Origin of the sequence: Pandoraea sp. E26 (assembly GCF_000681415.1) — a bacterium.
Lineage (GTDB): Bacteria > Pseudomonadota > Gammaproteobacteria > Burkholderiales > Burkholderiaceae > Pandoraea > Pandoraea pnomenusa.
Genome location: NZ_AYXJ01000017.1, coordinates 1 through 15,120 on the forward strand (window position 1 = coordinate 1; position 15,120 = coordinate 15,120).

Sequence of the window (15,120 nt, forward strand, 5' to 3'; positions counted from 1 at the left end):
TTCACCGCTGCCTTCTTGGCAACCGGCTTCTTGGCGGCAACCTTCTTCACCGCTGCCTTCTTGGCGACCGGCTTCTTGGCGGCAACCTTCTTCGCTGCCGGCTTCTTCGCGGCGGCGGCCTTCTTCGCGACCGGCTTCTTGGCGGCCACAGCCTTCTTCGCGACCGGCTTCTTGGCGGCAGCAGCCTTCTTTGCTACCGGCTTCTTGGCAACAGCCTTCTTTGCTGCGGGTTTTTTCTTAGCAGTAGTAGCCATCACTTTGCTCCTTAACGTGAGAGATCACTCAAACATAACCACCTGAGAAGGAAACCCGACCACCGTGCGGAAACCGCCGGCGAGCGGGCTATTCATCGGCGTACGCATCGGACTTCGACGGCTTACGCTAATGAATTCGGCGCTGCGCGCATGACGCTGACCATGAGTGGTCAAGCGCGCAAAAAAATTGCCGGCGACATTGCCGCCAGCAATTCGAATGTCTTGAGAAAGGGGATTCGCCAGATTCTTCGGGGGGTAGCTTGCCTGTCCCGTCATCGGGATGGAGGAGATTGCGATAGCGGATAAGCGATACTGCTTGCTATGCACCAAGGTTTTTACGCTCCGTAACTACCAGCTCTCTGTCGCGGGAGGAAAGCAGCGAGTGCTTTCGTGAGTTCATCGAGACTGCAATTTATTTGAGCGAATAATAATTCTTTTGTGATGCGATGTTAATACTTTGTGCGTAAAAAAGCGCACATCGTTCGCACCGAAGAAGTCAATCTGTTGTATTTGATGCACATCGCGCCGGTGTGTCGATGCACATGAAGCGCATGCGAAGCTCGACGACAGCGACGCGAGCGAGGTGAGTGAGACGATGATGTGTGTGACGTGCGCGTTCTCTTTTCTTCTCTTGCTGCCAGTCACGTGTGCTCGACACGCACACACCACGCTCTCGAAACCCGCATGGATGCTCGCGTTACAGCGAGCACCCATTTCACTGCAACCACTCAGTCCCAGCTCAGCGCGCCACCGGTCTGGTACTCGATCACTCGCGTCTCGAAGAAGTTGCGCTCCTTCTTCAGATCGATCATCTCACTCATCCACGGGAACGGATTTTCTTCGTTCGGGAAGAGTGCCTCGAGACCGATTTGTGCGCAGCGACGGTTCGCGATGAAGCGCAGATAGCTCTTGAACATGCCCGCATTCAGACCAAGCACGCCGCGCGGCATCGTGTCTTCGGCATAGCGATACTCGAGCTCGACGGCCTTCTTGAACAGCTCGCGGATCTCCTCGCGGAACTCCGGCGTCCACAGGTTCGGGTTTTCCAGCTTCACCTGGTTGATCAGGTCGATGCCGAAGTTGCAGTGCATCGACTCGTCGCGCAGGATGTACTGATACTGCTCCGCGGCGCCGGTCATCTTGTTCTGGCGACCCAGTGCGAGGATCTGCGTGAAGCCGACGTAGAAGAACAGACCTTCCATGATGCAGGCGAAGACGATCAGCGAGCGCAGCAGCTTCTGGTCGGCTTCCTGCGTGCCCGTCTGGAACGACGGATCGGCGACCACCTCGATGAACGGCAGCAGGAACTCGTCCTTGTCGCGAATCGACGGCACTTCATGATAGGCGTTGAAGATCTCGCCTTCGTCCAGGCCCAGGCTCTCGACGATGTACTGATACGCGTGCGTGTGGATGGCCTCTTCGAACGCCTGGCGCAGCAGGAACTGGCGGCACTCCGGCGCGGTGATGTGGCGATAGGTGCCCAGCACGATGTTGTTCGCGGCGAGCGAGTCGGCCGTCACGAAGAAGCCGAGGTTGCGCTTGATGATGCGGCGCTCGTCCTCGGTCAGACCGTTCGGGTCCTTCCACAGGGCGATGTCGCGCGACATGTTGATTTCCTGCGGCATCCAGTGGTTCGCGCAGCCGGCGAGATACTTCTCCCAGGCCCACTTGTACTTGAACGGCACCAGCTGGTTCACGTCCGTCGTGCCGTTGATCACGCGCTTGTCCGAGGCGCTCACGCGACGCGTCGACTGCGAGGCGATCACACTCGGGGTATCCCCCTGGGTGCCGAGGATGTTCGACGCAGGCGCAGCGGCCGGGCTCGGAGCGGCGGCCGGAGCCGGCGATTTGGCAGTGGTGTCTTCTTCCCAGTTCAGCATAGGGTCTCAGTCCGTTCAGGTTGATGCGATACACGCGCTAACGTGCACCGCCGAAGTGACAGATCAGCCGTTCGGGTTCGAAGGCTGACGAAAAATTTGCGATCCGGCGACCGACAACTCGTCGCCGGTGGCGTAACGTGCATGACGTCCATCGGGTTCGCCGGAAAAATTGCCGTGTTTCGGGGGTAATGCAGATGCGCTGATGCGCAATGTTGAACAACAACGTCGACGCGAGAGCGGTAACAACATCATGTCCTCCCGACGTCGAATTGAACGTCTCCAATTTAGCACAATTATGTCACTCATTCCAGCACGCAACACTACATATAGTGCCGTGCCGCACAACGACCACTATACCTAGTGTTAGACGGGTTTCCCCTCGTGCCCCCCGGGCATTCTCGCGGGACCGGCATCTTGCCATGAAACGCCGTCGCGCGACAGCGGTGCGCACGCGTCGAAATGGCGCAGCGCGACATTGGCGTATCCTTGTGAGCGAGCGCCACCGCATGGACAGCCGGCACGACAGATTGCGGCGCATGCGACTTCACCGCGCAGACGAAGGAGATACCGACGATGACTTCCGCAGGCCACGACGGCCGACCGGCGAATATCCCGCCGACACCCAGCGACTCACCTTCCGCCTTGCCGCCATCACCCGGCCCGACACCGCTCGTCCTCAGCCCCGGCAAACCGATTCGCCTGACCAGCGGCGCGCTCCTTGCCGAGGTACAGCCGGGCGCCGGCGGCCGCCTCTCGCGGCTCGCGCGCCGCGACACGCGCGGCGATCTGTTCGATTACCTGGTCCCGCTCGGCAACGACCCGTTCCCGTCGGACGAGTGGCCGAAGGCCGGCGCGTTTCCGATGCTTCCGTATACCAATATGCTGCGCGACGACAGGCTGCACTGGCGCGATCGCACGATCACCGTTCGCGAGCAGCCGGCGGCGTCGAGTTCGCTGCACGGCTGGGGGCTGCGCCGCGAGTGGGAGGTCGTCGACGAAAGTCCCCACTGCTGCGTGCTGCAACTCGACTGCCCCGCCCAGCCCGAGTGGCCCTGGCACTATCAGGCGTACCTGTCGGTCACGCTCGACGCGCAGGGCGTCGACATGCAGCTCTCGCTCACCAATCTGTCCGCCGACGCCATGCCGGGGGGGCTCGGTCTGCATCCCTACTTCCGCTGGCCGGCCGGCGCGCGGCTGACGTTCGAATCGGAGGCCGTCTGGCATTCGCCCTCCGAAGACGTGAGATGGCCGAGCGAGCAACGCATCCACGTGGGCGCCATCGAGGTGGTGTCCGTCGGCGGCGGGCTCGACATGGAGGGCCGCTCGACGTGGTTCGCCGAAGCGCCCTCCGGTTCCGGGCGCTTCGATGCCCGCATCGACTACGCCGGCGGCCTGCGCTCGGCCACGGTGCGCAGCAGCGACGCACCGTGGCTCGTGGTGCACTCGCCGGCGGGTCGCCCCTACCTGTGCCTGGAGCCGTCCACGCATCGCGTGGGCGAGTTCGACCACGATCACGTTGTCATCGCGCACGGCCAGACACTCGATCTGACGATGCGCATCGATCTGGCCTGACGCTCGGGCGAAGGCAAGAAAAAACCCCGTCGCCCTTGCGGGCCGACGGGGTTTTTTCCGACCGGGGAGACAACGTGCACGCCGCCCCGGTGCGCCAGGCGCAGGCCTCAGCTTACTGGCAGGCTTCGCACTCGTCGAAGCCGGGGTCGCCCGGGCGCATCGTGCAGACCGCGCCTTCGGCGTCCGGCATCGGCTGGGCCAGCGGCGAGAGCGGCGCGCTCGGTTCGGCCGAGAAACCACCCGACATACCACCCGAGCTCGGCACCGCGTTCAGCGCACCGTGGCTCACCGTCGACTTCTCGACGTGCGTTGCGGCCATCGTCCGGAGGTAATACGTGGTCTTCAGGCCGCGCGTCCATGCCAGCTTGTACGTCTCGTCGAGCTTCTTGCCCGAAGCGCCGGCCATGTAGATGTTGAGCGACTGGGCCTGATCGATCCACTTCTGACGACGCGACGCCGCCTCGACCAGCCACTTCGGCTCGACTTCGAACGCCGTGGCATAGATCTCGCGCAGGTCGGCCGGCACACGGTCGATACGCGAGAGCGAACCATCGAAATACTTCAGGTCGGCGACCATCACTTCATCCCACAGACCGCGGGCCTTCAGGTCACGCACCAGGTACTCGTTGACCACCGTGAATTCGCCCGAGAGGTTCGACTTCACGTACAGGTTCTGGAACGTCGGTTCGATGCAGGCCGACACGCCGATGATGTTCGAGATCGTTGCCGTCGGCGCGATGGCCACGCAGTTCGAGTTGCGCATGCCGTGCGCGGCGATGTGCTTGCGCAGGCTGTCCCAGTCGAGCGAACTCGACAGGTCGACGTCAACGTAGCCGCCGCGCTCTTCGGCCAGCAGCTTGAGCGAGTCTTGCGGCAGGATGCCGCGATCCCACAGCGACCCCTTGTACGACGAATACTGGCCGCGCTCCTTGGCCAGCTCGGTCGACGCCCAGTAGGCGTAGTAGCACACGGCTTCCATCGAACGATCGGCGAACTCGACGGCGGCATTGGACGCATACGGCGTGCGCAGCAGGTGCAGGCAGTCCTGGAAGCCCATGATGCCCATGCCCACCGGACGGTGATGCAGATTCGAATTGCGCGCCTTCGTCACCGCGTAGTAGTTGATGTCGATCACGTTGTCGAGCATGCGCATCGCCACGCGAATGGTGCGCTGCAACTTCTCGTGATCGAGCTCGTAGCCGTTGGCGGTCTGCTTCAGGTGAGCCACGAGGTTGACCGAGCCGAGGTTGCACACGGCGATTTCGGTCTCGCTCGTGTTCAGCGTGATTTCCGTGCACAGGTTCGACGAGTGCACCACGCCCACGTGCTGCTGCGGCGAGCGGATGTTGCACGGATCCTTGAACGTGATCCACGGATGGCCGGTCTCGAACAGCATGCCCAGCATCTTGCGCCAGAGCGCCTGCGCCGGAATCTTCTTGAACAGCTTGATTTCGCCGCGCGCCGCCTTCTCTTCATAGGCGGTGTACGCCTGCTCGAAGGCCTTGCCGTACTTGTCGTGCAGGTCCGGGCAGGTCGACGGCGAGAACAGCGTCCACTCGGCGCCTTCCATCACGCGCTTCATGAACAGATCGGGAATCCAGTTCGCCGTGTTCATGTCGTGCGTGCGTCGACGGTCGTCGCCGGTGTTCTTGCGCAGCTCGAGGAATTCCTCGATGTCCAGGTGCCACGTTTCCAGATAGGCGCACACCGCGCCCTTGCGCTTGCCGCCCTGGTTCACGGCCACGGCCGTGTCGTTGACCACCTTCAGGAACGGCACCACGCCCTGGCTCTTGCCGTTCGTGCCCTTGATGTGCGAGCCGAGCGCGCGCACCTGCGTCCAGTCGTTGCCCAGACCGCCGGCGAACTTCGAGAGCAGCGCGTTTTCCTTGAGCGCTTCGTAAATGCCCTCCAGATCGTCCGAGACGGTCGTGAGGTAGCACGACGAGAGCTGCGAGCGGCGCGTGCCCGAGTTGAACAGCGTGGGCGTCGAGCTCATGAAATCGAAGCTCGACAGGATCTGGTAGAACTCGATCGCACGCGCTTCGCGTTCGACTTCGTTCAGCGCCAGCCCCATGGCCACACGCATGTAGAACGCCTGCGGCATTTCGATGCGATGACCGTCGATGTGCAGGAAGTAACGGTCGTACAGCGTCTGCAGGCCGAGGTAGTTGAATTGCAGGTCGCGGTTGGCGTCGAGCGCGGCGGCCAGCTTGGCCAGATCGTACGAGAGCAGTTGCTCGTCGAGCAGCTCGGCCTCGACACCCTGCTTGATGAAGCGCGGGAAGTAATCGATGTAGCGCGCGGCCATGTCGCCCTGCAGCACTTCCTCGCCGAGAATCTCGCGGCGGATCGTGTGCATCAGGATACGAGCGGTGACCTGGCTGTACGCCGGCTCCTTCTCGATGAGCGTACGCGAGGCGAGGATCGCCGAGTCGTAAACCTGCGACAGCGGCACGCCGTCGTACAGGTTCTTGATGGTTTCGGTCAGGATCGGCTCGGCGTCGACTTCATTGCCGAGGTTCTCGCAGGCGGCCTGCACCACGCCACGCAGCGCGGCCATGTCGAGCGGGCGCGACACGCCATTGTCGGTGACATGCAGCACCGGCATGTCGGGCGCGGCGGCTTCGGGCGCGGCCTCGACCGCGTGAGCACGCTCCTGCGCGCGCTTCTCGCGATACAGCACGTAGGCGCGGGCCACGTTGTGCTCGCCTTCACGCATGAGCGCGAGTTCGACCTGATCCTGAATGTCTTCGATGTGGAACGTGCCGCCGTTCGGGCGGCTGCGCATCAGCGCGCGCACGACGTTCTGCGTCAGTTGCTCCACGAGCTCGCGAACACGTGCCGACGCCGCGCCCTGACCGCCGTTCACGGCGAGGAACGCCTTGGTCACGGCGATCGCGATCTTCGACGGCTCGAAACCCACCACCGCGCCGTTGCGTCGAATCACTTTGAAGTCGGCGTTGGTCGCCGGCTCGAAGGCACCCGTCGTCTGGGGCGCCGACGCACCCGGGCCGGTGCCGGTCGTCGCGGCGGGCGTCGGGTTCGGGCGGGTGAGGTTTTCGTTAGTCTGCATGTAAAAACTCCCGTTCCAATGAGATGGTGCTGTTAGCGCGTCTCTACCAGTTTCACGACCGGCAAAAATACGCCCTGGGGGCGCCGATGGAGCGAAGTGCTGAACACCGCACGACCGACGGACGGCCAAGGGTTCGAGGTGTCCGCTGCACGGCTTTGCTGCTGCGCCGCCCCACAAAACGCCGCGGGACAAGCACGGTATTGATGGTTACTGCATCCGGTGCCGGACTTCACATCAACCACTACATATAGTGGTCAGCACCGGAATTGGCACTAAGTATAGTGGAGATGACGCACTCCGCAAACCTGAAAATTTGATCCCCGGGAAGGCCCGTGGCATCGCCCTGTCAAGCAAAACCTACCGCGTCATCGGGTTAATCCGTTGCCTGAAACGGCAACGCTTCCGGCGCCAGGTCCGCCATTTCGCGCAATCGCCGCCACTCGAAGTGCGGCCCCGGGTCCGTCTTGCGCCCCGGTGCGATATCGGCGTGTCCGGCCACGGCTTGAATCGGATAATGCTCACGCAAGACGCGCGTGAGCGCCGCCAACGTTACATACTGCGCCTCGGTGAACGGCAGGTCGTCGGTGCCCTCGAGCTCCACCCCGATCGAGAAATCGTTACAGCGCGTGCGTCCTTCGAACGCCGACGCACCGGCATGCCAGGCCCGCGCATTGCACGACACGAACTGCTGCAACGCACCATCGCGCCTCACGAGGAAATGCGACGAGACGTGCACACCGCGAATCTCGTCGAAGAACGGATGGGCATCGTGATCGAGCCGGTTCTGAAAGAACGCCGCGATCTCGCCACCCCCGAATTGCCCCGGCGGCAACGAGATGTTGTGCACCACGAGCAGGTCCGTCAGCATTCCGGGCGGCCGCGTGTCGAAGTTGGGCGACGGCAGACGCTCGGCCTCGACGACCCAGCCGCCGGCGTCGAGCGTGAGCACGGGCAGGTCGCGCGGCGCGTTCATACGGCACCTCGCGCAAGCGGGAGGCGACGCGCGGCGTGCGCACGCGACCGGGGCAAAAAGTTAGGGGACGCAGATGACTGGAGCATGACGGGCACCACGAACTCCCGTAGAGCGAGGGGCGCCATTGTAGCCCACTTGACGTGACGCCGTCGGCTCACGGCCCGGACGAACCCGGGCCGGCGTTCACCGCGTTCACCGCTTTCCCCGACATCCGGGATCATCCGGCGCGTCGTGCCGCGTGCGGGCGCTTGCGGCGGTGTCCTCGCGCAGCGGCGCTCGTCGCGACCGACGGCCACGTCCAGCGCTGGGGCGGCAGGCGCACTTCCCCGCCAGCCTGCAACGTCCGGCAAAGCAGAAGCCCCTCGCCCGACCTGGCCGAGAGGCTTCCATGGGCGTGACCACGCCCGGGGATGGCGTTGCTCTCGTGTCGTACGACACGCGCACCATCCCGCGCCGCTCACAGGTGCGGCGCCCTGGGCCGTTGCCGGCCGGTAACACTCGTGCGCTGCGTGACGCCGTTCACTGTCGATGCGCTTGCCTCGCTTGTCTCAAACTGTAAACCGATCAGGGGAATGCCGGAATCGCCGCCTCGACCCCTTCCATGTGCGCTTCCGGGTGATGCGCCTTGAGCATGTCGCGAATCTCGTCGACGCGGCTGTCGCGCACATCCACCATGAGCAGGATCATGCCGCGCTCGAGCGGTTCGCGGAACGTCTTGAGCCGCGAGTTCGGCACCGAGACACCGATCATGCTCGACACCCACGCGCCGAAGAGCGCGCCAAGCGGCGCCGTCACGATCATCAATTCCCACTGGGGACGTGTGCCCACGATGGGGAAAAACGCCGCGACCGCACCGACCGCCAGACCGCAGAAACCGCCGATCACGAGCCCGGCTTCGGCGCCGTGCACGATATCGGACGTCTGCAGCAGGTTGGCCTCGTGCAGTCCCTCCAGGTCCATTTCGTCACGTGCCATGAAGTGGATGTGACGCTCCTCGATCCGTGCGAGCAGCAAGTCGCTCATCGTGCGCTGCGCACTGGCCAGATCCGGGAGAAGGAAATACATCCGTCTGCGCATTAGCATGTCGCGCCCTCCTGTCGTCGCCCCCTTGTTGTCGTTCTTGTAGACGGGGCCGGTAACTGTGTTTTAGTGCATGCGACAGGCATGCGCAAGCCGCCCCTGCGGGACGACCGCGAGAAAGTGACGAAATCTGGATGAAGGTTGTCGCGAACCCCGGGAGACATCGGGACGCTCGCCGCGCGCTCTGGCCGCGCGGCGGCTTTCAGACGCGGTGTTCGCGCGCGAGGTACGCATCGCGATGCGCGCCGCTGCAAAAATGCTTGCCGTCGGCGCCGGAGACGGCATCACTCTCGGGAAGATAGGTGTCGCACTCGCTGCAACGCACCATGCGCTCGGCAGGCGGCAACGACTGACGCGGCGGCGCGCCGGCGCCGTTGGGTGACGACGCCCGCATGCGCGCATCCCGTGCATTGCGCTTGCGCTCGTTGTTTCGCATCCACCAGGTGCCCGCAATCAACAAAAGCAGTAACAGCAGGATATTGCGCATCGCGCCTCAAGTCTCCGTCATGCGATGCAGCACCACCTCAAGCACGAAGCGAGAGCCGACATACGCCAGCAGCAGCGCCACGAACGACGCCAGAACCCAACGCAGCGCGACCTTGCCGCGCCACCCGTAAAAGTGCCGGCCCAGCAGCACCGCGCCGAACATCAGCCACGACACCACCGCGAACACGGTTTTGTGGTCGATACGCACCGCGCGCCCGAACAGCGCCTCGGAAAACATCACTCCGGAGACCAGCGTCAGGGTCAGCAACACGAACCCGGCACCGATGAGCCGGAACAGCAGTTTTTCCATCGTGAGCAGCGGCGGCAGTGTCTCGAGCCAGCGCGAGAGCCATCCGGTTGCCTCGCCGCTGCGCGACGGGTGAAGTTGCCGCTCGGCGTAGATCATCAGCAATGCGTGCAGTGCCGCCAGCGCGAACAGTCCGTAGGCCATGTTCGCGATGATGAAATGCGCCTTGAAAATCGGTTCGGCCGCGAAGCCCAGAATGCGCACATCCGGAAAAATCATCGGTAACAGGCACGCCACGGCCGCCACGGGTGTGACCATCAGACGCAGGCTGTCGAGCGGAAAGAAGAAACTCTCGATCCAGTAGATCCCGACCGACAGCCACAACATCGCCGAGAGCATGTACGCAAAACCGAAGTGCATGCTGTCGGCGCGGAAGATCGTCTGATGCAGCAGCACCCCGTGCAACACGAGCACGGCGAACAGCGAGAGCTGCATCGGCCAGCGCGACGCGGTGCCCGTGACCGGCGCAGGCGCGACCTCCCCGCCCGCGAGTGCGAGCGCGGCGTCGCGTCGATACCCTTGCCACGAACAAACCGCCAACCCGGCGTAGAGGATGGCGGTCAGCGCATACAGTAAAATAGTCATGTTTGAAGTTTACACCAGCCCATGACGGGCGCGCTGCCGTCCCCGCCGACTTCCCCGCTTCCGCCCGCCGGCAGCCGGTCGCGGTCCGCGGGCGGGGCCGAACCGGGCCACTTGCAGGTTTTACTGGATACGTTTCATGCTCGACAATCTCACTACGCGCCTCGCCAAGGTCGTCAAGACGTTGCGCGGCGAAGCCCGCCTGACCGAGGCCAACACGCAGGAAATGCTGCGCGAAGTGCGTCTCGCCCTGCTCGAGGCCGACGTCGCCCTGCCGGTGGTCCGCGATTTCATCGCCAAGGTCAAGGAAAAGGCCCTGGGGGAGGAAGTCCTCTCCAGCCTCTCGCCGGGCCAGGCGCTCGTCGGCGTGGTGCAGCGCGAGCTGACCGCGCTCATGGGCGGCGACTACGAAGGTCGTGCCGCCGAGCTCAATCTCGCCACAACCCCGCCCGCCATCATTCTGATGGCCGGTCTGCAGGGCGCCGGCAAGACCACCACCGTCGGCAAGCTCGCCAAGCTGCTGCGCGGCCAGAAGAAAAAGGTGCTGACGGTCTCCACCGACGTCTACCGCCCCGCCGCCATCGCCCAGCTCGAGACGGTCACGCAGCAGGTCGACGCCGACTTCTTCCCGTCGCAACCCGACCAGAAGCCGGTCGACATCGCCCGTGCAGCCGTGGACTGGGCGCGTCGTCACCATCATGACGTGCTGCTCGTGGATACGGCCGGTCGTCTGGGTATCGACGAAGCGATGATGCAGGAGATTAGCGCCCTGCACGCCGAACTCAAGCCGATCGAGACACTCTTCGTCGTGGACGCCATGCTGGGTCAGGACGCCGTGAACACCGCGCGCGCGTTCAACGACGCGCTGCCGCTCACCGGCGTGGTGCTCACCAAGCTCGACGGCGACTCGCGCGGCGGCGCCGCGCTGTCGGTGCGCCACATCACGGGCAAGCCGATCAAGTTCGTTGGCGTGGGCGAAAAGCTCGACGGCCTCGAAGTCTTCTACCCGGATCGCATGGCGAACCGGATTCTCGGCATGGGCGACATTCTCGCGCTCGTCGAGGAAGCGCAGCGCGGTGTGGACGTGCAGGCCGCACAAAAGCTCGCCGACAAGGTCAAGAAGGGCGGCGACTTCGACCTGAACGACTTCAAGGCGCAGATCGGCCAGATGAAGAAGATGGGCGGCCTGTCGTCGCTCATGGACAAGCTGCCCGCGCAGTTCCAGGCCGCTGCCAGCCAGACGAACATGGACCAGGCCGAGAAGCAGGTGCGCCGCATGGAAGGCATCATCAATTCGATGACCCCCGCGGAGCGCGCAAAGCCGGAACTCATCAAGGCGAGCCGCAAGCGTCGCATCGCCGCCGGCGCCGGGGTGCAGGTGCAGGAAGTCAACCGCATGCTCAATCAGTACGACCAGATGCGCACCATGATGAAGAAGCTCAAGGGCGGTGGCATGATGAAGATGATGCGCAGCATGAAGGGCATGATGCCCGGCATGCGCTGATCTTTGCGCATCCGGCCGCGGTCCGGACGTAGCGCCGGGTTTTCCGGCTATACTCCGGGCCGCCATTAGCGACATCCCCGCAACACGTTCCACAGGGTCGCCCCATATGAACCGCGAAGAAGCCCTCGAAGTATTCCGCAATTCCGAAGAAATCGTCACCGCCGAGCAGGTGAACCGCTCCGTCGACACGATGGCCAAGGCCATCAAGGACGCCATCGGCGACGAGTTCCCGATGGTGCTGTCGGTCATGGGCGGCGCGGCCGTCTTCACCGGCATGCTGCTCCCGCGGCTGGATTTCCCGCTGGAGTTCGACTACATCCACCTCTCGCGGTACAACAACACCACCACCGGCGGGGCCATGCAGTGGCGCGTGGCGCCGCGCGACTCGGTGCGTGATCGCGTGGTGCTCGTGCTCGACGATATCCTCGACGAGGGCGCCACCATGGCCGCCATTCGCGACCGGATCCTCGAGATGGGGGCGTCGAAGTTCTACAGCGCCGTGCTGTGCGAGAAGATCCTGACCAAGGACAAGCCGTCGCACCCCGACTTCTGCGGCTTCACCGTGCCCGATCGCTATGTCTTCGGCTGCGGCATGGATGCCAAGGGCTACTGGCGCAACCTGCCGTCGATCCGCGCGCTCACGACACCGCGCTGAGCGTGGCGGGACATCGTCCCGGGAACGAAGCAAAAGGGGCCTTGCGAGAGGCCCCTTTTTCATTGCCGATCTTCCGATTTCCCACCTCACCGGGCGGCGCGTGGCCATACGCGAGGTCTCAGAACTGATGCACGAAGACCTTCACGCCCTTGAGGATCATCTCGACCGAGATCGCCACCAGAATCAGTCCCATGAGCCGCTCGAAGGCCGCGACCACGCGCGAGCCGACCCAGCGCTCGATACGATCGGCTAGCAGCAAAACCACCGCGCACACGGCCATCGTCACGCACAGCGCGGTGATCCACTCGACCATGCGACCGGGTTGCTGCGACACGAGCAGCATGACCGTGGCAAGCGCGGAAGGCCCGGCGAGCGCCGGAATCGCCAGCGGGACGATGAGCGGCTCGCCCGCGTCGGGCAACGAGCCCTGGTCGGGGCGGGGAAAGATCATGCGCAGGGCGATCAGGAAAAGCACGATGCCGCCGGCGAGTTGCAGCGACAAGTCGGTGAGACTCATCATGCGCAGAAAGCGCTCGCCCACCAGCATGAACAGCAGCAGGATCGCGAAGGCGATCATCACCTCGCGCACGATCACGCGTGGGCGCCGATGGGCGGGCACGTTTTTCAGCGCGTTCACGAAGATCGGGATATTGCCGAACGGATCGGTGATGAGCAGCAGCAGTACCGTGGCCGATGCGAAGGTGTATTCCATGCGCGGATCGCTTGCAGATAAGACAACGGCAGCCGCGGGGGCGACTGCCGTCGGGGATTGCCATGCGCGCCGGGAGGTGCTGGAGAAGCAGGAGAAGCGAGACGCCCCTCCCGGACCGATGCCAGGAACTCAGACCGCCTTGGCGGCGCGCACCTTGCCGGCGACCACCTCGGCCACCGACGCGGCGTCGAGCAGTTGCGCCTGCTCGTCGCGACGGCCCTGATACTCGATCTTCCCTTCCTTCAGGCCGCGGTCGCCGATCACCACGCGATGCGGCACACCGATCAGTTCCCAGTCGGCGAACATCACGCCCGGACGCTCGCCACGGTCGTCCAGAATCACGTCGATGCCGGCGGCGAGCAGATCCTCGTACAGTTTGTCCGCGGCGGCGCGCACCGCGTCGCTCCGGTCATAGCCCATCGGACACAGCACGACCTCGAACGGCGCGATCGATTCCGGCCAGATGATGCCGCGATCGTCGAAGTTCTGTTCGATGGCGGCGCCCAGAATACGCGTGATGCCGATACCGTAGCAGCCCATTTCCATCGGTGCCGGCTTGCCGGTCTCGTCGAGGAAAGTGGCGTTCATGGCATCCGAATATTTGGTGCCGAGCTGGAACACGTGCCCCACTTCGATGCCGCGGCAAATCGCGATTTCGCCCTTGCCGTCCGGCGAGGCGTCACCCGCCACCACGTTGCGCAGATCGAACACCACGTCAGGCTCGGGCAGATCGCGGCCCCAGTTCACGCCGGTGATGTGGAAATCCACTTCGTTCGCACCCACCACGAAATCGCTCATCCTGGCGACCGTGCGATCGGCCACCACCTTGACCGGCTTCTTCGTGCCGACCGGGCCCAGGTAGCCCGGGGGCGTGCCGAACCATTCGACGATCTCGGCCTCGCTGGCAAAGCGAAAGCCCGCGAGCCCCGGCACCTTGCTCGCCTTGATCTCGTTGAGTTCATGATCGCCGCGCAGCAGGAGCAGCCACACGGTCGTGCCGGTGTCCTCGCTGTCGGTTGCCAGCACGATCGACTTGACGGTGCGCTCGAGCGGAATCGACAACAGTTCCGCGACCGCCTCGCACTTCGCCTTGCCCGGCGTGGCGGTCCTGGTCATGGCTTCGGCGGGCGCGGCGCGCTCGCCTTGCGGCGCCATGGCCTCGGCCATCTCCACGTTGGCGGCATAGTCCGACGTGGGGCAGTAGGCGATGGAATCCTCGCCCGTCTCGGCGATCACGTGGAATTCGTGCGAGCCCGAGCCGCCGATCGAACCGTTGTCGGCAACCACCGCGCGGAATTCCAGGCCCAGGCGCGTGAAGATGCGCACGTAGGCATCGAACATCTTCTGGTAGGAAACCTGCAGGCCGGCGCGATCCTTGTCGAAGGAGTAGGCGTCCTTCATGATGAACTCGCGCCCGCGCATCACGCCGAAGCGCGGACGGATCTCGTCGCGGAACTTCGTCTGCACCTGATAGAAGTTCACCGGGAGTTGACGGTAGCTCTTGATCTCGCGACGGGCGATGTCGGTCACCACTTCCTCATGGGTCGGCCCGACGACGAATTCGCGGTCATGACGGTCCTTCAGACGCAGCAACTCCGGACCGTACTGCACCCAGCGCCCCGATTCCTGCCACAGCTCGGCCGGCTGCACGGCCGGCATGAGCAGTTCGAGCGCACCGGCGCGGTTCATTTCTTCTCGAACGATGGCTTCGACCTTGCGGATCGAGCGCAGGCCGATCGGCAGGTAATCGTAGATACCGCCGGCAACGCGGCGGATCATGCCGGCACGCATCATCAGCTTGTGGCTGACGATTTCGGCGTCGGCGGGAGCTTCCTTGAGGGTGCCGATGAAGAAACGGGAGGCTTTCATGCAGATTTCCGGAAAAATGAGGGTCAACGGCGCGCGCAGCGGTTCGGTCAATGGTCGGGAGCGAGGCCGGGGCGTGCCCGAACGGCGTCGCAGCCCCTGAGACACCCGCCGGCCGTACGCGCCGCCCCGGTCTTACCCGAGCCGCCGCCGGCCGCCGCGCCGGTGATTATCTG

Annotated in this window: 13 protein-coding genes; 3 read left to right on the forward strand and 10 right to left on the reverse strand. The window is 64.1% G+C overall.

Going from position 1 to position 15,120, the window contains the following annotated elements; translation table 11 throughout:
* The 3 genes from W930_RS29610 to W930_RS0112930 all read right to left on the reverse strand — a co-directional run.
* The coding region (locus W930_RS29610; RefSeq protein WP_200873094.1) for a hypothetical protein at positions 1–254 on the reverse strand (254 nt) is incomplete at its 3' end.
* Between the two features lie 24 nt (positions 255–278).
* Positions 279–584, reverse strand: a complete 306-nt coding sequence (locus W930_RS30115; RefSeq protein ID WP_141572477.1) for a hypothetical protein — start codon at positions 582–584, stop codon at positions 279–281.
* A gap of 398 nt (positions 585–982) precedes the next feature.
* A complete protein-coding gene (locus W930_RS0112930) occupies positions 983–2,134 on the reverse strand; it encodes a ribonucleotide-diphosphate reductase subunit beta (protein WP_023594157.1) in 1,152 nt (383 codons plus the stop codon).
* Positions 2,135–2,707: 573 nt separating this feature from the next.
* Between W930_RS0112930 and W930_RS0112935 the strand changes: the two genes are divergently transcribed.
* The gene (locus tag W930_RS0112935) at positions 2,708–3,706 is read left to right on the forward strand and encodes a hypothetical protein (protein WP_080685133.1); all 999 of its coding nucleotides are present in this window, start codon (positions 2,708–2,710) and stop codon (positions 3,704–3,706) included.
* 112 nt (positions 3,707–3,818) lie between these two features.
* Here W930_RS0112935 and W930_RS0112940 read toward each other — a convergent pair whose 3' ends face one another.
* The 5 genes from W930_RS0112940 to W930_RS0112960 form a co-directional block, all read right to left on the reverse strand.
* Positions 3,819–6,779 (reverse strand): ribonucleoside-diphosphate reductase subunit alpha, encoded by a 2,961-nt coding sequence (locus W930_RS0112940; RefSeq protein WP_023594155.1) that lies wholly within the window; start codon positions 6,777–6,779, stop codon positions 3,819–3,821.
* A gap of 373 nt (positions 6,780–7,152) precedes the next feature.
* A complete protein-coding gene (gene ampD / locus W930_RS0112945) occupies positions 7,153–7,752 on the reverse strand; it encodes a 1,6-anhydro-N-acetylmuramyl-L-alanine amidase AmpD (protein WP_023594154.1) in 600 nt (199 codons plus the stop codon).
* Positions 7,753–8,316: 564 nt separating this feature from the next.
* Positions 8,317–8,829, reverse strand: a complete 513-nt coding sequence (locus W930_RS0112950) for a DUF1269 domain-containing protein (RefSeq protein ID WP_023594153.1) — start codon at positions 8,827–8,829, stop codon at positions 8,317–8,319.
* 205 nt (positions 8,830–9,034) lie between these two features.
* Positions 9,035–9,319, reverse strand: a complete 285-nt coding sequence (locus tag W930_RS0112955; RefSeq protein WP_023594152.1) for a PP0621 family protein — start codon at positions 9,317–9,319, stop codon at positions 9,035–9,037.
* Between the two features lie 6 nt (positions 9,320–9,325).
* The gene (locus W930_RS0112960; RefSeq protein ID WP_023594151.1) at positions 9,326–10,210 is read right to left on the reverse strand and encodes an inner membrane protein YpjD; all 885 of its coding nucleotides are present in this window, start codon (positions 10,208–10,210) and stop codon (positions 9,326–9,328) included.
* A 136-nt stretch (positions 10,211–10,346) separates the two neighbouring features.
* On the opposite strand from W930_RS0112960, the gene ffh reads away from it, so the two are divergent.
* Positions 10,347–11,711 (forward strand): signal recognition particle protein, encoded by a 1,365-nt coding sequence (ffh, locus tag W930_RS0112965; protein ID WP_023594150.1) that lies wholly within the window; start codon positions 10,347–10,349, stop codon positions 11,709–11,711.
* Positions 11,712–11,817: 106 nt separating this feature from the next.
* Positions 11,818–12,366 carry a hypoxanthine-guanine phosphoribosyltransferase gene (locus tag W930_RS0112970; protein WP_023594149.1) on the forward strand — a complete coding sequence of 183 codons (549 nt, stop codon included), beginning with the start codon at positions 11,818–11,820 and terminating at the stop codon, positions 12,364–12,366.
* 118 nt (positions 12,367–12,484) lie between these two features.
* Here W930_RS0112970 and W930_RS0112975 read toward each other — a convergent pair whose 3' ends face one another.
* Together W930_RS0112975 and W930_RS0112980 are read right to left on the reverse strand one after the other, a co-directional pair.
* On the reverse strand, positions 12,485–13,078 hold the full coding sequence (locus tag W930_RS0112975; protein WP_023594148.1) for a MarC family protein: 594 nt from the start codon (positions 13,076–13,078) through the stop codon (positions 12,485–12,487).
* A 129-nt stretch (positions 13,079–13,207) separates the two neighbouring features.
* Positions 13,208–14,947 (reverse strand): proline--tRNA ligase, encoded by a 1,740-nt coding sequence (locus W930_RS0112980; protein WP_023872352.1) that lies wholly within the window; start codon positions 14,945–14,947, stop codon positions 13,208–13,210.
* Between the last annotated feature and the right edge of the window lie 173 nt (positions 14,948–15,120).